Source organism: Kribbella sp. NPDC055071, from assembly GCF_053608045.1.
In genome coordinates, this window is sequence record NZ_JBSGUS010000004.1 from 327857 (window position 1) to 348713 (window position 20857).

The window sequence follows — 20857 nt, forward strand, 5'->3', positions numbered from 1 at the left end:
CGGAGGATCATCGAATGTCTCTTCGACGCTCTACGATCGTGCTCGCCGCCGTTGCCCTGGTGACAACTGCAGCGACCATCGCCCCCGCCGACGCGGCTCGACCCGAGTCGAACCAGCCGTCCCCCAAGCCCAGCCTGATCGAGCCGAAGTCGGCCTATCAGGGCACGCCGGACCTGACGCCGTCCGCCAAGGTCCCCGCCAAGTACCCGCAGGTTGCCGCCAAGCCGTACCTGGGCTGGAGCAGCTGGAGCCTGCAGTCCACCAACTACCCGGGTGTGAACCCGGACGGTCCCGGCAGCTTCATCAGCGAGAAGAACATCCTCACCCAGGCACAAGCGCTGGCGACCAAGCTCAAGCCGTTCGGCTACGAGTACATCAACGTCGACGCCGGCTGGCAGGACGGTGGTGACGAGTACGGCCGTCCGGTCGCGAGCGCGAAGCGGTTCCCGCGCGGGATGAAGGCGGTCGGCGACGACATCCACAAGCTCGGCCTGAAGTTCGGCATCTACACCACTGTCGGCCTCGGTACCGACGTCTACCGCGACGGCAACACCCCGATCTACGACGCGCCCGGCTGCTTCACCCGCGACATCGTGTACCCGGACCTGCGGACCACCAACGGCTGGGACGCGGCGTACAAGATCAGCTACGAGAGCCCGTGCGCGCAGAAGTACGCCGACTCGATCGCCAAGACGTTCGCGTCCTGGGGTGTCGACTTCATCAAGATGGACGGCGTCGGCCCGGGCTCGTGGAAGGGCGCGCCGGACGACCCGAACCACAACAACACCGAGGACATCGAGTCCTGGTGGCGTGCCGTCCAGAACGCCGGACGCCCGATGCAGTACACGCTGTCCTGGTCGCTCAGCCATCGGTACGCCGACGCCTGGAAGGCGAACTCGAACGGGTGGCGGATCGACACCGACGTCGAGTGCTACTGCGACACCATCGTCAGGTGGGACAGCTCGGTGAAGGCCCGCTGGTGGGATCTGCCGCAGTGGATCGACGACGCCGGACCGGGTCACTGGAACAACCTGGACGCGATCAACGTCGGGGTCGGCGCGATGGACGGCCTCACCGACGCCGAGCGGCAGAGCTACCTGACGTTCTGGGCGATCAACGCGGCGCCGATGTTCGCCGGCGACGACCTGACCAAGCTCGACGCCTACGGTCTGAAGCTACTGACCAACCGCGAGGTCATCGCGATCAACCAGTCCGGCAACCCGGCACGCCCGCTGAACCAGGACCAGTTGCAGCAGACCTGGTACGCCAAGAACGCCGACGGCAGCGTCACGGTCGGTCTCTTCAACCTGGCCGACACTCCCGCCACGGTGACCGGGAACTTCGACCAGCTCGGCATCACCGGCAAGGCGACCGTCCGCGACATCTGGGCGAACCAGAACACTCGCAACGTGTCCGGCGCCGTGAGTGCAAATCTGCCCGCGCACGGGTCGATGCTGTACAAGATCACGCCGAACGACGCCGGCTCCGTCGGCAAGCCGGCTGATCTGACCGCAACCGACGTCAGCCGCACCACAGTCTCGCTGAACTGGCGGCCGAGCACCGGTGCTTCGTCGTACCAGGTCTATGCGAACGGCAAAAAGGTGGCGACCAACTCGAGCACGAACACGGTGGTGACCGGGCTGCTGCCGCAGACCCAGTACACCTTCACCGTGAAGGGCGTGCAGAACAGTCGTACGTCGGAAGCCAGTGCGCCGATCACCATGTTCACCTCCAAGTCGGGTGGACCGGTGCGCTACGAGGCCGAGGCGTCGACCAGCACCCTGACCGGGAACGCGGGTATCTCCGGGTGCACGCTCTGCTCAGGCGGCCAGAAGATCGGCAACATCGGGTACGACGCGTCGGTCACGCTGAACAACATCACCGTCCCGACGACCGGCACGTATCTGGTCAAGATCGCCTACACCGACGGCGACACCAGCCGCCAGAGCATGCTGACGGTCAACAACGCCGACAGCTACTGGGTGAACTACGCGGGCCTCGGTGACAACGACTGGGGTACGCCGCAGGTGACCTATCTGCCGGTGAAGCTGACAGCGGGTGCGAATGCGCTCAAGATCAGCAATCCGAGCGGCTACATCGCCGACATCGACTGGATCACCGTCTAACGCGCTGTTCGGCCCTTTCAGGAACCGTCCGTCATACCTCTGCCGTAGTGGCGAGGTATGACGGACGATTGGTCCATGAGCGCCTATCCAGAAGCAATCGTGCCGCCCGGCGGAACCGCTCCGGTGCCCCGCCGGGTGCGCGCGACTCTCGGCAACCGCGTCGTGTTCGATACGACGGATGCGATCTACCTGTGGGAGATTCCGCCGTACCCGCAGTTCTACATCCCACTCGCCGACGTGGCCGCGGGTGTGCTGAGCGACACCGGTGAGACGAAGACGTTCGACCACGGGGTCGCGCGGGTCCACGCGGCCGGCAAGGGCAAGGCCTGGGTGTACGACGACGGGCCGGCGAAAGACCGGGTCCGGTTCCAGTGGGACGCGCTGGACAGCTGGTTCGAGGAGGACGAGGAGGTGTTCGTCCACCCGCGCAATCCGTATTCACGCTGCGATGCGATCTTGTCGAACCGCAAGATCCGGGTCGCCCTCGACGGCGTCGTACTCGCGGACTCCCGCGCGACCGTGATCGTCTTCGAGACCGGCCTGCCGCCGCGGTACTACTTCCCCCGGACAGCGGTGAACTTCGAGCACCTCAGCCGGGTGGACACCGTCACGTCCTGCCCTTACAAGGGCACGACCTCGGACTACTGGTCCGCACCGACGGTCCCCGACGTGGCCTGGTCGTACAACTTCCCGACCGCGCCGCTCCTGCCGATCGCCAACCACGTCGGCTTCTACAACGAGTACGTCGACATCACGATCGACGACGTACCCCAGGCCCGGCCGATCACGCCGTTCTCGAACTCAACCGGCCGGCCAGTCGACGAAACCCTGAAGACGCCGTAAATCAGACGACGGCGGTGGCGGCGCCGTCCATGGTGATGATGGAGGCGGTGACGTAGCTGGCCAGGGGTGAGGCGAGGAAGACCGCGACGTTCGCGACCTCGGCGGGCTCGCCGGCGCGGCCGAGGGGGATCTCGGCGACCATCTCCTGCAGCAGCTCCTCCTTGGGCCGGCCGGTCGCGCGGACCGCGGCCTCGAGTCCCTCGTCGACACGGGCAGTGCGGGTCATGCCAGGGTTGATCACGTTCACCCGGACGCCCTGGCCGGCGTACGCCTTGGCGTAACCGACCGACGCGAGCATCAACGCGGCGTTGGCCGCACCGCCGCCGATGTGCAACGGGTTCGCGACGCGGCCGCCCTGGCCGACCACGTTCACGATCGCGCCGCTGCCACGCTCGGCCATGCCCGCGATGACCGACTCGGTCGCGTGCATGTAGGTGAAGTACTTCGCCTCCATCGTGGCGTGCAGCGCCTTGCTGTCCAGCTCGCTCACCGGAGTCCGCCGGGCCGCTCCCGCGCAGTTGATCAGGATGTCCGGTACGCCGATGCGCTCGAACACAGCCTTGGTTGCGTCCGCGTCGGTGAGATCAACCGCTTCGACGGCGAAGCTGAGATCCTTGGCCGCGAGCTCGTCCTGCGCCTTCGCCAGGTTGCCCGCGTCGCGCGAGATCCCGATCACCGTGGCACCCTCGCGCGCCAGCGCCTCGACACACGCCAGCCCGATCCCCTTGCTCGCCCCGGTGACGACCGCCGTCTTTCCGGACAGTTGCAGGTCCACTCACTTCTCCTTGCCCTGAGCAATCGTCAGCTGTTGGCCATCGGCAACGAATCCGAATCATCGCTGTCGCGGGCTTGAACAGGCCGGTACGATGGGTAACCAGATCGACACTCTTTGTTTCGACGCCTGATGCCCTGAGCAACGTTACGAGCACCGACGCCGGAGGACCCGTGCCGACCACGTCAACTTCCCATTCCCCGCCCTCCACGGACCGTGTGTCCTGGAGGACCATTCTCCACCACGACCTGCCGGCTTCGCTGGTGGTCTTCCTCATCGCGGTGCCGCTGTCCCTGGGCATCGCCGCCGCGTCCGGCGCCCCGCTGATCGCCGGCCTGGTGGCCGCCGTCGTCGGTGGCGTGGTGGCCGCCGCGCTCGGCGGCTCACCGCTGCAGGTCAGCGGTCCGGCCGCAGGCCTGACCGTTGTCGTCGCCGGGCTGGTCACTCAGTTCGGCTGGGCCGCGACCGCGGGAATCACCTGCGCTGCCGGGCTCGTCCAGATCTTGCTGGGCGTCACCCGGATCGGGCGGCTTGCCCTTTCGCTGTCGCCGGCCGTGGTGCACGGCATGCTCGCCGGGATCGGTGTCACGATCGCCGTCCAGCAGCTGCACGTCGTGCTCGGCGGCAAGGCGCAGAGCTCACTGATCGAGAACGTGACCGCCTTGCCCGCGCAGGTGATCGCTCATCACGGTCACTCCGTCGTCGTCGGCGTACTGACCGTCGCGATCGTGTTGGTCTGGCCCAGATTGCCCAAGGTCAAGGTGATTCCGGCGCCCCTCGTGGCCGTTGTCGCGGTGACCGCGCTGGCCGCGGTCTTCATGGTCGACGTCACTCGCGTCGATCTCCCCGAGCATCCGCTGCAAGAGCTGATCCTGCCCGCGTTTCCGAGCGGCACCCCGGTGGAGATCGTGACCGCCGTACTGACGGTTGCCTTGGTCGCCAGCGTCGAATCGCTGCTGTCGGCGGTTGCCGTGGACAAGCTTCATCGTGGCAAGCGAAGCAACCTCGATCGCGAGCTGATCGGCCAAGGCGCCGCGAACATGGTCTCCGGCGCGTTCGGTGGCATGCCGGTGACCGGGGTGATCGTGCGTAGTTCCACGAACGTCGCGGCCGGTGCGCGGACCCGCGCTTCCGCCATCCTGCATGGCGTCTGGATCGCGGCGTTCGTCCTCGCGGCCGGATTCATGCTCGAGCTGATCCCGATGGCTGCCCTGGCCGGAGTGCTGCTCGTCACCGGTCTGCGGCTGGTCCAGCTCGCCCACATCCGCACGCTGCGCCGCCACGACGAGTTGCTCGTGTACGTCGTGACTGCCGCGGGCGTCGGCGTGCTGGGTCTGGCCGAGGGCGTCCTGATCGGTCTGGTGCTCGCGATCCTGCGGGTTCTGTACCGGCTGGCGCGAGCGACCGTCACCGCGACCGAGGAGGACGGGGTGTGGACCGTGCGGATCCGCGGCACCCTCGTGTTCCTTGGGGTCGCATCGCTGGTGCGCACGCTGCGGTCGATCCCGACCGGTGCCCGGGTCCGGGTCGAGCTGGACCTGAACCACCTCGACCATGCCGCGTACGAGGCGATCGAGGATTGGCGGCGTGGTCACATCGCGCGCGGCGGCTCGGTCGAGCTCAACCTGGCCGCGGTCCGGGCGGCCATGCACTCCGATCCGGCGCGGCGGCGGATGCCTTGGCAACGCCATGTCATCCCCGCTCCCGATGACCGGGTCTCGATGCTCGACGGGGTCCGCGCGTTCGAGGCCGCGGCCGACGAGATCCGGCCGATGCTGGCCAAGCTCGCCGCGGACGGGCAACGGCCGGCGCATCTGTTCATCACCTGCGCGGATTCGCGGATCGTTCCGACGATGATCACCACGAGCGGTCCGGGCGAACAGTTCTGCGTGCGCAACATCGGCAATCTCGTCCCGCCGAAGGGCTCGAACAGCAACTCCGTCGACGCCGCGATCGAGTACGCCGTCGAGGTCCTCGGCGTCCAGTCGATCGTGGTCTGTGGTCACTCGCACTGCGGCGCCGCCGCGGCCGCACTCGAGGCGAACGTCCCCGCGGGCTCAGGCCTGCAGAACTGGCTGCGTCACCTCGAACCTTCCGTACGGCGTGCAGTGGGCCTGCCCGACATCGTGGATCCGGCCACGGGTGTGAAGCTCAGCCCGGCGGACAAGCTGTCCGTCGCGAATGTCGGCGTACAACTCGAGAACCTCCGGACCTTCAGCTGCGTCCGCACAGCCGAACAGGAAGGCCGCCTCGAACTGATCGGCCTCTGGTTCGACATCGGCGCCGCGGCCGCCCGCCTGGTCCTCGACCGGGACCCCTATCTCGTCCGCGCAGACGAAGAGCTGGCCACAGCGGGCCGAAAGAGCAAAAGATGATCGACTCGGTCGGTCGCGGGAGATGATGAGCAAGCATCGACCCGACCGAAAGGCGCGCCATGGAATCGTCCGACCACTTCAAGAGCGACTTCTCGCACTCGCCCGAGGCGCCCGGAAGGTTCTTCCGGGTCGAGGACATCGAGTCGATCGAGTATGTGCGGGGCTTGACCTTCCGGCCGGTGCTCGGCGAGCAGACCCTCGCGAACTTCGTGCACTACGAGCCACACACCGAGGCTCCGCTGCACACGCACGTCGAGGAGCAGATCGTCGTGATCCTGGAGGGCGAGCTGGAGTTCGAGATCGACGGCGAGACCCGGATCATGCGGCCCGGGGATGTCGCCGTGATTCCGCCGTGGGTCCCGCACGCGGCCCGGACGCATGAGGGCACGTGCCGTCAGATCGACTTCTTCACGCCGCCTCGTGACAATCTGGTGCCCCATGCGAGCAAGGCGCGCGACTCGGTCGGGGAGATTGCCGGGCGCGGGAAGGCCTGACCGTGCGCGCCATCGTCGTACGGCGGTTCGGGCCGCCGGAGGTGTTGGCGGTCGAGGACGCGCCCGATCCGATGCCGGGACCTGGTGAGGTGGTGGTCCGGGTGATGGCCGCCGGAGTCAATCCGGCCGACACCTACATCCGGACGGGCGTGTACGCGTTCTTCCAGCCGGTGGTTCCGTACACGCCGGGCTTCGACGGTGCCGGCGTGGTGGAACAGGTCGGCGCCGAGGTGACGAGCTGTCGCGTCGGTGATCGGGTCTTCGTTGCCACGCTCGGCTTCTCGGGCTCAGGGACCTACGCGGAGCGGATGGTTTGTGCGGCCGACGCCGTACATCCGTTGCCCGAAAGGGTGTCTTTTGCCGAGGGTGCGGCGATCGGGGTGCCGTGGACCACGGCGTACCGGGCGCTCTTCCAGCGCGGTGAGCTGCAGCCCGGCCAGACCGTCCTGGTGCACGGCGCGAGCGGCGGTGTCGGCGTCCCGGCGGTTCAGATGGCGCGCCGGGCCGGTGCCGTCGTCATCGGTACGGCGGGTACCGGTCCGGGCGAGGAACTGGTCCGATCCGTGGGGGCTCACCACGTCCTCAACCACCGCGAGGACGACTACCTCGACGGCGTCGCGCCACTCACCGGCGGCCGTGGCGTCGACCTCATCATCGAGATGCTTGCCGACCACAACCTCGAAGCCGACACCGGCGTACTGGCACCACGCGCTCGGATCGTCATCGTGGGTAGCCGCGGCTCGCTGCCCTTCACGCCGCGCGCACTGATGGTCCACGAGGCCGACGTCCGCGGCACCGCCGTCTGGAACATGACGCCCGCCGAACAAGCCCAAGCGCAGTCGGCGATCGCCGACCACCTGACCGCCGGCGACCTCACGATCCCCATCGGCACAGCCTTCCCACTCGCCGAGGCCGCCCGCGCCCACGAGCACGTGATGACTCAACCGGCCACCGGCAAGTGCATCCTCGACTGCTCCTGACTACCGCGTCGTACGCGGAAGATCGCCAGGAGCGGGATTGCCAGGGTGATGGCGACGAGGCCGTCCAGCCAGTAGTGGTTGGCGGTGATGACGACAACGGCAAAGGTGAGGATGGGGTGAGCAATCCACAGCCAGCGCCAGCGGGAGTGGGTCGCACGGATCAGGAAGACGGCGATCATGAGGGCCCAGCCGACGTGCAGGCTTGGCATCGCGGCGAACTGGTTGGCGACTCCTGAGTCGGTGCTCGGGCCGTAGACGGATTGGCCGAGCAGTACGCCGGTGTCGACCCAGCCAGGCATCATCCGCGGCGGTGCGAGCGGGAAGAACATGTGGCCGATCAAGGCCAGACCCGTGAGCGAGGCCATCGCCCAGCGCGCTTTGCCGTACTCGGCGGGCCGCCGGATCATCAACCAGAGCAGGACCGCGGCGGTCAGCGGGAAGTGGACGGTCGCGTAGAACGTGTTGGCCACCCCGGCCAGACCGTCGATACGCAACGCCTGGTGCTGGAGGCTCGCCTCACTCGGCAGGCCGAGCCACGCCTCCCAGCGGATCAGCTCGTGCGCGTGCCGGAACGCCGACCCCGCGTGCTCGGCGGACAGGAACCGTCCCAGGTTGTAGACCCCGAACAGCAACGCCAGCAGCGCGATCTCGCGCAGAATCCGCCACACCCCGTGTGTCTGTCGCTGTCCCACCCGCTCCAGAGCTGCCTGCGCCACGTCGACCCCCACATCAAACCGAACGCTTGTTCCCCGAACTTCCAGCCTGCGCCGCAGGATCCCCCAAATTCAAGAACGGTCATTCGTTTTGCAGTGTGACGCTCGGCACTAAGTGGTTGTGGCTACCAATCAACAGTGGCGACTGTGGGACCCGCGTCGATGCGTAGCGGGTGGTCGAGCGGGAGGTCGTCGTACCGGTCGACAACGACGACCGGGGTGGCGAGGTTGTAGAGCTCGCGTGCGATCAGGGCGCCGAGCGGGATGATCGAGTCCGCGCGGGCGAGGATGATCGCGGCCGGTGCTGTGCCGGCGCGGATCTGTTCGGCCAGGACGCTGGAGGACGAGCTCGAGCCGCGGCCGGATTCCATCAGCAGAACCCGACCGGCCAGCAACGCGCCGCACTGAGGATGATGCGCATCGACAATCCGGCCGTCCTGATCCGTCCCGCCCCAGAAGGAGAGTGGCGCGGTCAGGCGGAGTGGTTCACCTGCGGCGGCCCCTGGATGCAGCGTGCGCGCGATCATACGTCCTCGAGCATCACACGACCGGCGCGTGCCGAGGCGACGCACTCCGCCAACGAACCGAGGACCGCGGACACGTTGATGTTGCCGGGTGCGTAGTGCGCCCACTTGCCCGAGTTCGTCATCACGTTCTTCCAACTGGGCTTGAGGATCGACGTCACATAGGTGCACGTGTCAACGACCACGGTCACTCCGGCCGCTTCCAAGGTCTTCAGTACGCCGCTCTGCTCGGCCCGGGCCCGGGTCACGCGGCCCGTCGACAGGTAGACCGGGAGTTTCAGCGGCGGCCCGTCCGCGACAAGGTCGGCGAGTCGGGCGCATTCGGCGTACGACGCATGCGGTGTGCCAACGCTGATCGCATCGAGCTCGCTCGACCTCGACGACAGCGCCTGCCGGACCTCACGCAACATACTCACCTCAACAGGTTGCCGTGGCAGGTCGTCCACCTCAGCAGGCGCCTCCGGCGTCACGCCGACCACATGGAACATCGCGACTCCCCCGGCCGACGCGGCCGCGGCCCCGAAGGCCTTCAACGAATCCTCGGTCACATCGCGCGGAATCCCTACCAGAACAGGGATTTCGGCACCGACTACCGACCCGATGTAGTGACCGAGCAACGGATACGCCAACTCTTTGCGGAGGAACTCGCCCAGCGGGCGGCAGTCGAACACCACAGTCCCCCGCCGCGCCTCGGTCGTCTGCAGACCGGAGTACGGCGCTCGCCCGGTGATCGCCGCGCAGATGTCGAGGAAGTCGCCGTACCGATCGGTGCGGGCGCCGAGGACGGAGTTAGCGAACACGATCGCGTTCGACTCCGCCCACGCGACGTGCTCACCGAGCCCCGGCCGGTTCGGCAGCTGGTACGGCGCACACGTGAACGTCGGCGTACATCCGAGCGCGACGTACGCCGACATCAGCTCACGCCCGGCCTCCGCGAGCTCACGGTCGCGAACCAGCTCCGGGTGCAGGAGATCGAGCGAGCCGACGTTCAGCGTGGTCGGGACGCGGACCTTCGCACCGAGGTCCACGAGCCGGTGGGCGAAGTCCAGGCTGACCTGACCGTGATACAGGCAGGAATCCACGTGGGCGGAGGTGATCTGGACCAACCGTGTCGCCTCGGAGCTGGTTGCCATGCTGACGACCACCCGCATGGCCAGCGCAACGCCATCTTGGCCGTTCAGCATGCGCTCTTCCTCGGCGGTGAGCTGGAGACTTTGCATGCCTCGAAGCTAGTGGTTGACCACCGGGCTGTAAGGATGGGCCGGTGAGAGAGTTCTGGGACAGCATCACGTCGGCTCAGCCGGAGCCATCGCTCCGGGTGGTGATCGGTACGGGCGTCGTCGCGCTGATCCTGATCGCCTGGCGGCCGTTGTGGCACCTGACCCGGCAGGTGGTGACGATCGCGCACGAAGGCGCGCACGGTCTGATCGCCGCGCTGGCTGGGCGAAAGCTGGCCGGGATCCGCTTGCATTCGGACACGTCCGGCGTGACCGTGTCGCGTGGTCGTCCGACTGGTTTCGGCATGGTCACCGTGCTTCTGGCCGGCTATCCAGGTCCAGCGCTCTTCGGACTCGCCGCAGCGTTCGTCCTGAGTCGTGGGTACGCCGTTGCGCTGCTTTGGGGACTGTTGGTCGCACTCGTGATCCTGCTACTGCAGATCCGCAACCTGTACGGGCTCTGGTCGGTTCTGGTCTTCGGTGCGGTCGTTTTCGCTGTGACGTGGTGGGGTTCGACCGCCCTGCAGTCCGCATTCGCCCATCTGCTCACGTGGTTCCTGCTGTTGGCCGCGCCGCGCGCCGTACTGGAGTTGCAGTACTCACGCCGAGGCGGAGGCGGCCGTAGCTCGGACGCGGACCAGTTGCGTCGCCTCACCGGCATTCCAGCGCTGCTGTGGGTCGGCGTCTTCGGACTGGTCACGCTGGCCTGTTTGGCGGTCGGCGTGGTGTGGTCCGGCGTGCTGCCGAGCTAGACCGGCGGCGGCAGGGTCACACCGAAGCCGGTGACCGCCAGTCTGAGCAGGACCTGACCCGGCCGGAGCAGATCCGCGATCTTTGCCGCACTGAGCAGCTCTAGCTCCGCCAACCGCGCCGCGTACGCCGTTGGACCGACCACTCGCGCCTTCTGCAGCTCGATGGTGTTGTGCCACACCTTCTGCCGGGACTCACGCAGGAAGCGCTGTGAAGCCAACCGATTGAACGGCGTCAGCACCTGATCCACCAGATTCCGCGGACCGGACGCGGCCAGCTCGTTGTCCTCGGCCCGGACACGCTGGGCCAGCACGCCGTCGATCCGCTCGTGATCACGGCGACGCCGATCCATCAGTTGCGGATCACTGAAGTCGTCGTCGCTGATCACAGCCAGGAGTGCCTGCGGCAGGTCGTAGTTCACATGCGCATTGATCCCCAGCAACACGTGCCGCAGCCCCTGCAGGTCTGCCGGTGCCTCGAAGGCCAACCGCCACGGGCGAGCCACCGCACTCGACCGCCGCTCCTCACCCGTTCCTACGTCGCTGCGGCCCACCCAGTCCTTACCGACCATCTTCCGGGCCGGGTCGGCCGGTTCGCGCTCCGCGTCGTGCGCCTGGAGGTAGAGCTCGGCGAACTTCACGTCCCACCGCTCGACCCACGCGGGATCCTCGAAGCGGGCCTGCTTGATCGCCTCACCTACCGCCTGGGTGGTGCGCAGGTAGGTGCCGAGGAACGTCCGGCGGTGCGCCAGCTCCGGCGGCAGATCGTCCAAGCGCTGCCGCAGCTCGGCGACAACGCCATCGATCGGATTACCATCGCTCATCGGATCTCCTGCACGGGGAGGAACCATGTGGGGCGGCAGAACAGGTCCACTCTCCTTCGACCCGGTGGTCGTCGGCAACCGCGAAACGGACGCTTGGGCGGCCTATTACCGGCACGAGTGGCGGCAGTTCCTGGTCGCGTCGGTGGGGATGGTCGCGGCCGGCTTCGGGATGGCACCTGGTCGGACACTCACCGGAGCCTGGTATGTACTGCGCGCCAACCAGCTGTGGGCGCCGTACCCGGACAACCAGCCGGACGCGGCGACGGCGTACATGCGGCGCTTCTACGAGCTCGTCGTACGGTCGGCCAGTCTTGGCATCGATCCGGCGCGGGCTGCGCTATTGGAGGTCGAGTGGTGGCGCGTCCATCGAGCTCGCCAGCACGACGCGGATGTGGGTGAGCAACAGCTGGAGACCGCGCTGGTCGACCTGTACTCCTATGTGTACGGCGCGGATCGGGCAGCTGTGCTGCCGGCCGCGCAGAAGCGGGTCGAGGCGATGGACCTGTCGGACCGATGGGTCCGTGCCGGGTGCACACTCGACGACCCGTTGCTCGCGGAGGAGCGGCGTGCGCTCGTTGCGTCGTACGCCGCTCTCCGCAGAGCCGTGGAGCGTTGAGGCTCAGCCGGTGATCTCCCGACCCCGCTGAGCGACACCCGGACCGCCGTACGGGTAGTCGGCCGCGCCGGGATCGCTTGCCTGGTTGAGCTTCTCGGTCTCCTCCGCGGTGAGGTGCAGGTCCGCGGCGGCCAGGTTGTCCTCCAGCTGCTCCATCGTGCGCGCACCGAGAATCACCGACGTCATCGCGGGCCGGTCGACCAGCCAGGCGAGCGAGACCTGCGCCATCGAGATCCCGCGCGCGTCGGCGATCTCCCGGACCGCGCCGACGACGTCGCGGACGCGCTGGTTGGTGCTGCGACGATGCCAGGACTCGACCCCGCGGTCCGGGTTCTCGCCGAGGCGGGTCGCGCCGGTCGGCTCCTCGTCGAACGAGTACTTCCCGGTCAGCCAGCCGCCACCGAGCGGCGACCAGGGCAGCAGGCCGAGCCCGTTCTCCTGGGCGGCCGGGACGATCTCCCACTCGATCTCGCGGACCAGCAGGTTGTACTGCGGCTGCAGCGTGACGAGCGGGGACCACCCACGATGGGCGATCAGATCGCATGCCTTCTGCAGCTGCCAGCCGGTGAAGTTCGACAGGCCGCCGTACGAGATCTTTCCGGCGCGTACGGCGTCCTCGAGGAAGCTGAGCGTCTCCTCGAGCGGGGTGATCGGATCCCACGCGTGCAACTGGTACAGGTCGATGTGGTCGACGCCGAGCCGGCTCAGCGACGCGTCGAGCGCGCGGCGGAGGTGGCGACGGGACGTGCCGAGGTCGTTCGGGCTGTCGCCGGTCGCGAACCGGCCCTTGGTCGCGAGGACGACGCTGTCGCGCGCAGAGCTCTTCGCGAGCCAGCGGCCGACGATCTCCTCGGACGCGCCCCCGGAGTACACGTCGGCGGTGTCGATGAAGTTGCCGCCGAGCTCGACGTACCGGTCCAGCTGCGTGTGCGACCCGGCCTCATCGGTCTCGGAGCCGAACGTCATGGTGCCGATCGCGTAGGTGGAGACGACTGCGCCACTGCGGCCGAGCGTGCGGTATTCCACGGTTTCTCCTTGTTTGTCCGAACCTGCGTTCCCACCTTAGAACTGTCGGGACGTCGGACTAACGTGGCGTCCATGAACACGAGTGAACTGCTGATCGATGCCCACGGCCGGATCAAGGAGGAGGTCCATGACGTCGTCGAGGGCCTCGACGAGAAGGCGCTGACGTACCAGCCGGGCGCGGAGGCCAATTCGATCGCGTGGCTGATCTGGCACCTGACACGGGTTCAGGACGACCACCTCGCCGACGCCGGTGGGTATGAGCAGGTCCACACCGCGGACGGCTGGCACGAGCGGCTCGGACTGCCGCTCACGGCCGACGACACGGGCTACGGGCACAGCCCGGATCAGATCCGGCTGGTCAACCTGTCGGCCGAGCAACTCCTCGGGTACTACGACGCCGTGCACGACCGCACGGTCGAGTTCCTGCGGACGGTCACCGACGAGGGGCTCGACCGGATCGTCGACCACCGCTGGACCCCGCCGGTCACGCTCGGCGTGCGGCTGATCAGCGTGATCGACGACTGCGCCCAGCATGCCGGGCAGGCGGCGTACGTGAAGGGCCTGCTCAGCTGAGCTTGGTCTTCCAGAGCTTGCCACCGGCGATCAGGTAGAGCGTTCCGTCGCTGGTGTACGTCGCATCCGTCACCGGACCCTCGACACCACCAGTGGATTCCTGCGTCGTCCAGCGACCGTCCTGCCCGGTGAGCAACTCGACTTTGTTGTCCTGGGCAATGACCTGGACGATCTTGCCGTCGGTGACCACTGGTGGCGGCAGCTTGTCCTCGTCGCCGACCGGGATGGACGGGACGCCGGAGAGCCGCTCCGGCTTCCCGGACGCGTCCAGCCGCCAGATCGCCAGCCGACCGTCGACGTACCCCGGGATCACGCAGTCCGTCGTGCACGCCGCGCTGACCGCCTGACTGCGGTTCCCGGGGTCGGGCAGGGTGACCTGGCTCCAGCCCTGGTTGAGTTTGTTGGAGCGCCAGACCGCCGCTTCCTGCGCGACCACGTTCGGCGCCAACCGCACTCCCGACCCCACGAGCACCAAGCTCTCGCCAAGCGTCGTACCGAAGCTCGGGCCGACCAGCATGGACGGCGTGCTCTGCAGAGCTGTCTTGGTCGGATCCTGGCGGACCCATTTCGCGTCGCCCTCCGGCAGCCAGATCGCGCCGTCGTTGCCGGTCTCCACGCCACCCCACGAGCCGAGCAACGCGCGGCCACCGCCTGGCGTGATGACCGCACCGAACAGGGCGCCGGCGATCTGGCCGCCGAACGTCTCGAACGTCTGGGGATGCTCGGTCAGGCCGGCCGTCACCGAACCGGTCCACACCGTCCAGCGCACATTGGAGTGGGCGCCGCCGGCCGCTCCCCCGAGAGCCAGCAACTGCTTGCCGTCGTCGGCGATCGAGTACCAGACCGCCTCGAAGGCATACGGGCTGGCCGGGTTCGGCCGGATCGCGATCGGGGTGGGCTTGTCGCCGTCGAGCAGTACGAGCTCCGGGACCACCTTGGCACCGCGGTGACGCAGGCCCACGAGGAGTCCGTTGCCGTGCTTCGTGAGTACGACGGGTTCCGACGTACCGATGTCGACCTGCGTCCACGCGACCGGCGCCGGCGGTGGGGTGCTTGCTTTGGTGTCGCTGTTGTCGCTGCAGGCCGCGAGCGTCGCCAGCACGGCGACGAGGGCGGCGAAGCGCCGCATCAGCGGTTCTGCGGGAGCTTGGTCGTGGTCTTGCGACCGGCGCGAGGTGCGGACGGCGGCGGTACGACGGGACCGATATCGCCATCGGGTGCGACGTCCAGATCGATGATCACCGGCGCGTGGTCGCTCGGCCCGGTTCCCTTGCGGGCCTTGCGATCGATCCACGCCGCCTTGACCCGCTCCGCGACCGGATCGGTCGCGAGCATCAGGTCGATCCGCATGCCGAGGTCCTGGTGGAACATGCCGGCGCGGTAATCCCAGTAGCTGAAGACGCGCTGATCCGGCCAGCGATCGCGGACGACATCCTTGAGGTCTTTGGCAGCCATCAGGTCGGCCAGCGCCTGCCGCTCGGACGGGGTCACGTGCGTCTGACCGACGTACGCCGCCGGGTCGAACACGTCGGCGTCGGTCGGGGCGATGTTCATGTCACCACAGACGATCTGGTCGGCAGGTCCGGCCGCGATCACGTCTTTGAGCGCGGCCAACCAGGCGAGCTTGTAGTGATAGTGGTCGGAATCGGGGGTCCGACCGTTCGGTACGTAGAGCGAATGGATCCGGATCCCATCACAGGTCGCCGCGACCGCACGGGCCTCGGGATCCGGGAACCCGGGCGCTCCCGCGACGCCGGTGACCACATCCTCCAAGCCCACCTTGGACAGCAGGGCTACGCCGTTCCACTGGACTTCGCCGTACAAGGCCGTCTCGTACCCACGGCTCGCCAGCTCGTCGCCGAGCAACGCGGTGAACGCGTCGTCGGCGAGCTTCGTCTCCTGCAGGCACACCACATCGGGCTGTCGCTCATCCAGCCAGCCCAGCAACCGCGGCATCCGCTGCTTGACCGAGTTCACATTCCAGGTCGCCACTCGCACCGGACCACGGTAGACCCTTTCAGCGCCAGGTGATGGCTCCCAGGTCGTAGTAGTTGTTGTACTGCGGCTTGGGCTGGCCGTACTCCTCGATCTCGACCCCGTACGGCGGTCCGTCGTACGCGATCGTGGTCACCGGGTCGGAGGCGTTGGCCACGGTGAGGACGCAGTAGACCGAGCGGCTGCCCTTACCCCGGATGCTGAGCGTGTCGTCGCCGCAGCCGGTGAGCTCGCCGCCGATCAGGCCGAGTGGTGGTTGGCGTTGGCCGCTGAGCAGGCCGTGGAAGTTCAGGAAGTAGAGACCGGTCAGGTCCTGCGTACCAAGGTTCGTGACGACGACCTCGGCGTAGAACAGCGTCTTGCCCTTCATCCTGGCCAGACTCGCCGCGTCGAAGTTCCCCTCCAGGTTGGACGCCTTCGTACGCCGGATCTTCCCGACCGCCAACCCGATCACCCCGTCGACTGTGCTGCCACTCATCGGGTGAACCTGCACCGGCACGACCGCCCGCTGGCCGAACCGCAACCGAGTGCCGGGCTTCGCCATCGACTTGCTCAACCTGATCGGCCCGGTCGGCGCTTGGATCGTCGGCGTCGGCGGCTGCGGAACCGGCGGCGGACTGTAGGAGGGCGTCGGTGTCGGCGTCTCCGTTGTCGGCGGCGCGCTGACCGGTCGCTCGTTCCCGCTGCATCCCGACAGCACCGCACCTGCCACCGCCACCATCACCCAGCGCCTCCACATGACCACAGGCTATGACGACCCACGGCTCAGCCGCTTCTCTGACAGCAAGCGGCCGTCTTGAACCTGGCCGGAGCGCCGTCGCGCCGTCTACGGAAGTGACTTCCACGGAAGGTAGTTATCCACATACAGAAAGTCACCGGTCTTTTCGGCGGCGGATCACGGCACTCTCTTAGTCAGGAGAGAGGGGAACCGATGGCTGACCTCGACTGTGATCCGGCGGATGTGACCGCGCTGGTGGCGTACCTGCGCGACATCGGACATCACGAACTACTGACTTGGGAGGAGGTGAACGAGCACTCGTACTGGATCGAGGCCGGCCTGCTGGCGGCGGAACAACTGGCATCGGAGCCGCTGACATCGGAGCCGCCGACATCGGAGCCGCCGACATCGGAGCCGCCGACATCGGAGCCGCCGACATCGAACCGGCAGGCATCGGACCTGCAGGCATCGGACCGGCAGGCATCGGACCGGCAGGCATCGGACCGGCAGGCGTCGGACGGAGCGGCGTCGGACGGAGCGGCGTCGGAGGGAGTGCGCGCCGGTCGGGGCCGGTACGACCCGGAGGAACTGCGGCAGGTGGTCGCGCTCGGGCGCAACTCGTGGCGGCGGATGATCGAGGGCAACCTGCGACTGGTTGTCTCCCTGGCCCGGCGGTACACCGGGAAGGGCATCTCGCTGCTCGACCTGATCCAGGAGGGCAACATCGGGCTGATGCGGGCGGTCGAGCGGTTCGACCACCGGCTCGGTCACCGGTTCTCGACGTACGCGATCTGGTGGATCCGGCAGGCGATCGGTCGGGCGATCTCGGACCGGTCCCGGTTGGTGCGGATGCCGGCGCAGGCGTACACGGACGCGGGCCGGGTCGCGACGCTGCGGCACGACCTGACCCAGTCGCTCGGGCGGGAGCCGACCACGGCGGACCTGGTCACCGCGACCGGACTCACCACGGCCCGGGTCGAGCGCGCCCAGGCCTGGCGCGTCCGGCCCGAGACGCTCGATCTGGACGAGTCGGAGCCGGTCGTCGACGACGACGCGATCGTTCTCCGCGTCGCGCTGCGTCGCGATATCGCCCACCACCTCCAGTTCCTCGACGACCTCCAGCAAGACGTGCTCCACCATCGCTACGGACTCCAAGGCCATCCACCCAGCACCCTCGAAGAAACCGCCACCGCCCTCGACCTCTCCCCCGACCAAGTCCGATCCCTCGAGCGAGAAGCCCTCCGGGTCCTCCGCCGCCGAGCCCACCACCACCTCCGCGACTACGCCGCCTGACCCGACCACCTGACCCCCGCCACCTGACCCTGCCCCCACCGATGCCCACCACCTGACCCTGCCCACCGACCCTCACCACCCGACCGGACCCTGCCCACCGACCTCCACCACCCGAGCCGACCCGACCACCTCCTGGCCCCCACCACCGAACCCGACCGGCTGACCCCACGTTTGGAGGGACTGGAATGATGAAGACGTGAGACTTCGGCGTACGTCCTGGCCCCGTGAGCTGGCGGAATCGGTGAACATCGCCGCCCGCCACGGCTCCGTCGGCAAGGAAGAGATCCTCGCGGCGGTGGAGCTGGCCGACGGGCACTGGGTCGCCGGCACGCGGGCGGCCGTCTACCTGCCGACCGATGCTCCCGACGCCGTGCGCCGCGTCGGCTGGGAGAAGATCGAGCGTGCCGGGTGGGATGCGGAGGCCTCGGTGCTGACCGTCTACGAGACCACCGCCTTCGGGACACCGCTGCGTACGACGGAGCTCAAGGTCGACGATCCCCGCCGGTTCGGCCAGCTCCTGCGGGAGCGGGTCGACGCGAGCATCGTCGTTCAACGGCACGTCCCGCTCGCCGGGAAGCGTGGTGTCCGGATCGTGGGCCGGCGCAATCCGGCCGCCACCGACACCGCCGTGACCTGGAACTTCGTTCTGGACAAGGGATTGGAGCCCGACCAGCCCGGCGTAGTGGACGCGGCCGAGGCAGCCCTGAAACAGGTCCGCGAAGAGTTCGGAATCTGACCCGGAAGGCGGATCCGGGCGCCCGAATCCCGTTTTTGTAGTTCGGGTCGCTCCTGCTAACCTACTCAGGTCTTCGGGGTTCCCCGGAGGCTGGGAAAGTACCGATCCCGCCTAGCTCAATTGGCAGAGCAGCCGGCTGTTAACCGGCAGGTTACTGGTTCGAGTCCAGTGGCGGGAGCAGTTCGAGGGCCGACTCCATCGGAGTCGGCCTTTTCCATGCCTGGCCGCGGTGCGTAGACCTACGGAGCCCGTAGGTTTGAGGGATGCGCAGGCGAAGGTGGGCGGGCCTGATCGGCGTGCTGCTCGTGGTGGGCGGCTGCGGCACCGAGACCGCCGCCGGCAGCATCCCCGAGCGGACCCCAACACCGACGCCGACCCGACGGGCAACGCCGACTCCCACTCCACCACCGCCCACCTGCCCGGCCTCAGGCGTCTCGTTGACCGTAGGAGACGTGGACGCGGCCCTAGGACACCGTGCGGTCGTCATCACGCTGACCAACTGCCGGTCCAAGGTGATGACGGTCAACGGCTACCCGGACGTGACGATCCTGGACGGCAAACGCAGGACCATGGACGTGACGGTTACGCACGGTACGTCGTACATGGCAATCGATCCTGAACCCACGGCAATCCGCTTGCGGAAGGGCGAGACGGCGACGGCCGCTGTCTCCTGGTCCAACACGGTCGAGATCGGCGCGGACAAATCCGCCGGCACCTACCTGTCGATCGCGAGCCGCGCGCACGACAAGCCCGTCATCTGGCCGGTGGTCACCGACATCGGGACCACGGCCAGGCTCACCCTGACCGCCTGGTGCCTGAAGTTCCCAACCTGACAGCACCAGGCAGCATCACAGGCACTCAGGCACCTAACGGCGCCTACTTACCTTTCTTCCGGTCGATGGCGCGCTGAATGCGCTGCTGCGGTTGCCCCGTCAGCTTGGCAATCAACGGAACGCGGTACTTGTACGCCGCGATGGCGCCCACCACGATCACAAGAAAAATGAACCAGCCCATCAGTGTTCCCTTCATCGGACCTGCCCCCATCATGCCCGGTCAGACCCAATTCCCCACGAGCTCACACCCCTGACTCCCCCCTGGTTTCCCACCCCACCGCCACCCACCCGATACCATCACCCGAGCACGGGGCGGTAGCTCAGCTGGTTAGAGCAGGGGACTCATAATCCCTGGGTCGCGGGTTCGAGTCCCGCCCGCCCCACCATGCGCTGGGCCATGTGGGACTCGCGGGTTGATCTCTCGAGTGCCGCGGCTCTCGAGGGTTGACCTGGAGTGCGGTCCAGGGGTGAGGGTGAGGGGTATGAATACACCCACGATGGCCCTGGGGGCGATGTACTTCGGCACCAGGGTGGATGAGCGGACCGCCTTCTCGATCCTTGACCGGTACGTCGAACTGGGCGGATCTGTCATCGATACGTCCGGCAACTACAGCTTCTGGGTCTCCGAGACGGGCTTCGGTGGGCAGAGTGAGGCGGTGCTGGGCCGCTGGCTGGCGTCGAACCCGGGGATCCGCGTCCGCCTCAGTACCAAGGTCGGCGCCCAGCCCACCCGCGTCGGCGGATTCCCCGACCACGTCGAAGGGCTGAGCGGGAACGTCGTACGCGAAGCCATGGCGCAGAGTCTGGAGCGGCTGGGCGTGGACGCTGTGGATCTGTACTGGGCGCACGTCGAGGACCCGACCGTTGCGGTAGAGGACCTGGTCGAGACGTTCGGCGGCCTGGTCAAGGACGGCCTGACTGCTCGGTGGGGCTTGTCGAACCACCCGTCCTGGCTGCTCGAGCGGATCCGGGCCACCGCCGAACGCGCGGGCCAGCCGCAACCAGTCGCCTACCAACAGCGCTACTCCTACCTTCAACCCGCCGGCGGTATGGCCGTGGAAGGCCAGCCGATCCCGCTGGGAATGCTGTCACCGGACGGCCTCGACTTCCTGCGGCGCAACCCATCGTTCGAGGGCTGGGTCTACACCGCCACCCTCCTGGGCCGCTACGACCGCGACGACCGCCCGCTCGAGATCGAGTACCGCCACCCCGGTACTGAACGACGGCTGGCGGCGCTGACCCGGGTCGCCAACGCGCGCGGACTCCGACCGGGCCAGGTGGTGCTCGCGTGGCTGATCTCCGGGAGTCCGGTGCTGACTCCGATCGTCGGGGTCAGCAGCGTCGAACAGCTCGAGCAGGCTGTGGCCGGCGCGTCCACCATCCTCACCGAGGACGAACTCGCGGCGCTCGACGGCGCATAGGCGACGAGGCGACGGGGCCGCGCAAGGCG

General features: G+C 67.8%; 22 protein-coding genes and 2 tRNA genes. 14 read left to right on the forward strand and 10 right to left on the reverse strand.

Going from position 1 to position 20857, the window contains the following annotated elements:
* Positions 1 to 14: 14 nt before the first annotated feature.
* Together ACWF4Z_RS10035 and ACWF4Z_RS10040 are read left to right on the forward strand one after the other, a co-directional pair.
* Positions 15 to 2126, forward strand: a complete 2112-nt coding sequence (locus ACWF4Z_RS10035) for a fibronectin type III domain-containing protein (protein ID WP_452242615.1) — start codon at positions 15 to 17, stop codon at positions 2124 to 2126.
* A 75-nt stretch (positions 2127 to 2201) separates the two neighbouring features.
* Entirely contained in the window at positions 2202 to 2969 is a 768-nt protein-coding gene (locus ACWF4Z_RS10040; RefSeq protein ID WP_452242616.1) for a DUF427 domain-containing protein, read from the forward strand.
* A 1-nt stretch (position 2970) separates the two neighbouring features.
* Here ACWF4Z_RS10040 and ACWF4Z_RS10045 read toward each other — a convergent pair whose 3' ends face one another.
* Positions 2971 to 3744, reverse strand: coding sequence for an SDR family NAD(P)-dependent oxidoreductase (locus tag ACWF4Z_RS10045; RefSeq protein WP_452242617.1), 774 nt, complete (start codon positions 3742 to 3744; stop codon positions 2971 to 2973).
* 215 nt (positions 3745 to 3959) lie between these two features.
* On the opposite strand from ACWF4Z_RS10045, the gene ACWF4Z_RS10050 reads away from it, so the two are divergent.
* Genes ACWF4Z_RS10050 through ACWF4Z_RS10060 form a run of 3 tightly spaced genes read left to right on the forward strand, consistent with a single transcriptional unit; the run spans position 3960 to position 7590 of the window.
* Positions 3960 to 6116, forward strand: coding sequence for a bifunctional SulP family inorganic anion transporter/carbonic anhydrase (locus ACWF4Z_RS10050; protein WP_452242618.1), 2157 nt, complete (start codon positions 3960 to 3962; stop codon positions 6114 to 6116).
* Positions 6117 to 6175: 59 nt separating this feature from the next.
* Entirely contained in the window at positions 6176 to 6610 is a 435-nt protein-coding gene (locus ACWF4Z_RS10055) for a cupin domain-containing protein (RefSeq protein ID WP_452242619.1), read from the forward strand.
* 2 nt (positions 6611 to 6612) lie between these two features.
* Complete coding sequence (locus tag ACWF4Z_RS10060) at positions 6613 to 7590, forward strand: NADPH:quinone reductase (RefSeq protein ID WP_452242620.1); 978 nt, start codon at positions 6613 to 6615, stop codon at positions 7588 to 7590.
* Here the strand turns inward: ACWF4Z_RS10060 and ACWF4Z_RS10065 are convergent.
* The 3 genes from ACWF4Z_RS10065 to ACWF4Z_RS10075 all read right to left on the reverse strand — a co-directional run bounded on the left by ACWF4Z_RS10065 (position 7551) and on the right by ACWF4Z_RS10075 (position 10047).
* The gene (locus ACWF4Z_RS10065; protein ID WP_452242621.1) at positions 7551 to 8258 is read right to left on the reverse strand and encodes a phosphatase PAP2 family protein; all 708 of its coding nucleotides are present in this window, start codon (positions 8256 to 8258) and stop codon (positions 7551 to 7553) included. The genes ACWF4Z_RS10060 and ACWF4Z_RS10065 overlap by 40 nt on opposite strands.
* A 170-nt stretch (positions 8259 to 8428) precedes the next feature.
* A complete protein-coding gene (locus ACWF4Z_RS10070) occupies positions 8429 to 8830 on the reverse strand; it encodes an aconitase X swivel domain-containing protein (protein WP_452242622.1) in 402 nt (133 codons plus the stop codon).
* A complete protein-coding gene (locus ACWF4Z_RS10075; RefSeq protein WP_452242623.1) occupies positions 8827 to 10047 on the reverse strand; it encodes an aconitase X in 1221 nt (406 codons plus the stop codon). The genes ACWF4Z_RS10070 and ACWF4Z_RS10075 overlap by 4 nt, the downstream gene beginning before the upstream one ends.
* A gap of 44 nt (positions 10048 to 10091) precedes the next feature.
* Between ACWF4Z_RS10075 and ACWF4Z_RS10080 the strand changes: the two genes are divergently transcribed.
* Positions 10092 to 10796, forward strand: coding sequence for a M50 family metallopeptidase (locus ACWF4Z_RS10080; protein WP_452242624.1), 705 nt, complete (start codon positions 10092 to 10094; stop codon positions 10794 to 10796).
* Here ACWF4Z_RS10080 and ACWF4Z_RS10085 read toward each other — a convergent pair.
* Positions 10793 to 11617: a DUF5995 family protein gene (locus ACWF4Z_RS10085; protein ID WP_452242625.1), complete on the reverse strand. Its 825-nt coding sequence runs from the start codon at positions 11615 to 11617 to the stop codon at positions 10793 to 10795. The two genes, ACWF4Z_RS10080 and ACWF4Z_RS10085, sit on opposite strands and share 4 nt — an antisense overlap.
* A gap of 25 nt (positions 11618 to 11642) precedes the next feature.
* Between ACWF4Z_RS10085 and ACWF4Z_RS10090 the strand changes: the two genes are divergently transcribed.
* Positions 11643 to 12233: a hypothetical protein gene (locus tag ACWF4Z_RS10090; RefSeq protein WP_452242626.1), complete on the forward strand. Its 591-nt coding sequence runs from the start codon at positions 11643 to 11645 to the stop codon at positions 12231 to 12233.
* A 3-nt stretch (positions 12234 to 12236) separates the two neighbouring features.
* Here the strand turns inward: ACWF4Z_RS10090 and ACWF4Z_RS10095 are convergent, their stop codons facing one another.
* Positions 12237 to 13259, reverse strand: coding sequence for an aldo/keto reductase (locus ACWF4Z_RS10095; RefSeq protein WP_452242627.1), 1023 nt, complete (start codon positions 13257 to 13259; stop codon positions 12237 to 12239).
* A gap of 72 nt (positions 13260 to 13331) precedes the next feature.
* On the opposite strand from ACWF4Z_RS10095, the gene ACWF4Z_RS10100 reads away from it, so the two are divergent.
* Entirely contained in the window at positions 13332 to 13832 is a 501-nt protein-coding gene (locus tag ACWF4Z_RS10100; RefSeq protein ID WP_452242628.1) for a mycothiol transferase, read from the forward strand.
* On the opposite strand, the gene ACWF4Z_RS10105 is transcribed toward ACWF4Z_RS10100, so the two are convergent.
* From ACWF4Z_RS10105 to ACWF4Z_RS10115, 3 genes are read right to left on the reverse strand one after another with little or no spacing between them, the layout of a single operon-like run.
* Complete coding sequence (locus tag ACWF4Z_RS10105; protein WP_452242629.1) at positions 13825 to 14961, reverse strand: hypothetical protein; 1137 nt, start codon at positions 14959 to 14961, stop codon at positions 13825 to 13827. The two genes, ACWF4Z_RS10100 and ACWF4Z_RS10105, sit on opposite strands and share 8 nt — an antisense overlap.
* On the reverse strand, positions 14961 to 15830 hold the full coding sequence (locus ACWF4Z_RS10110) for an exodeoxyribonuclease III (protein ID WP_452242630.1): 870 nt from the start codon (positions 15828 to 15830) through the stop codon (positions 14961 to 14963). Before ACWF4Z_RS10110 ends, ACWF4Z_RS10105 begins: the two co-directional genes overlap by 1 nt.
* Before the next feature lie 19 nt (positions 15831 to 15849).
* Positions 15850 to 16566: a hypothetical protein gene (locus ACWF4Z_RS10115; protein WP_452242631.1), complete on the reverse strand. Its 717-nt coding sequence runs from the start codon at positions 16564 to 16566 to the stop codon at positions 15850 to 15852.
* 192 nt (positions 16567 to 16758) lie between these two features.
* Here ACWF4Z_RS10115 and ACWF4Z_RS10120 point away from each other — a divergent pair, with 192 nt between their 5' ends.
* The 4 genes from ACWF4Z_RS10120 (at position 16759) to ACWF4Z_RS10135 (ending at position 19407) form a co-directional block, all read left to right on the forward strand.
* Positions 16759 to 17838 carry a sigma-70 family RNA polymerase sigma factor gene (locus tag ACWF4Z_RS10120; RefSeq protein WP_452242632.1) on the forward strand — a complete coding sequence of 360 codons (1080 nt, stop codon included), beginning with the start codon at positions 16759 to 16761 and terminating at the stop codon, positions 17836 to 17838.
* A gap of 196 nt (positions 17839 to 18034) precedes the next feature.
* Positions 18035 to 18574 (forward strand): hypothetical protein, encoded by a 540-nt coding sequence (locus ACWF4Z_RS10125; protein WP_452242633.1) that lies wholly within the window; start codon positions 18035 to 18037, stop codon positions 18572 to 18574.
* 105 nt (positions 18575 to 18679) lie between these two features.
* Positions 18680 to 18752: transfer RNA gene (locus ACWF4Z_RS10130), tRNA-Asn, on the forward strand.
* A gap of 85 nt (positions 18753 to 18837) precedes the next feature.
* The gene (locus ACWF4Z_RS10135) at positions 18838 to 19407 is read left to right on the forward strand and encodes a DUF4232 domain-containing protein (protein WP_452242634.1); all 570 of its coding nucleotides are present in this window, start codon (positions 18838 to 18840) and stop codon (positions 19405 to 19407) included.
* 43 nt (positions 19408 to 19450) lie between these two features.
* On the opposite strand, the gene ACWF4Z_RS10140 is transcribed toward ACWF4Z_RS10135, so the two are convergent.
* Complete coding sequence (locus ACWF4Z_RS10140) at positions 19451 to 19603, reverse strand: hypothetical protein (RefSeq protein WP_452242635.1); 153 nt, start codon at positions 19601 to 19603, stop codon at positions 19451 to 19453.
* A 113-nt stretch (positions 19604 to 19716) separates the two neighbouring features.
* On the opposite strand from ACWF4Z_RS10140, the gene ACWF4Z_RS10145 reads away from it, so the two are divergent.
* Positions 19717 to 19793, forward strand: a tRNA-Ile gene (locus tag ACWF4Z_RS10145).
* A 96-nt stretch (positions 19794 to 19889) separates the two neighbouring features.
* Positions 19890 to 20828, forward strand: a complete 939-nt coding sequence (locus ACWF4Z_RS10150; RefSeq protein ID WP_452242636.1) for an aldo/keto reductase — start codon at positions 19890 to 19892, stop codon at positions 20826 to 20828.
* Positions 20829 to 20857 lie beyond the last annotated feature (29 nt).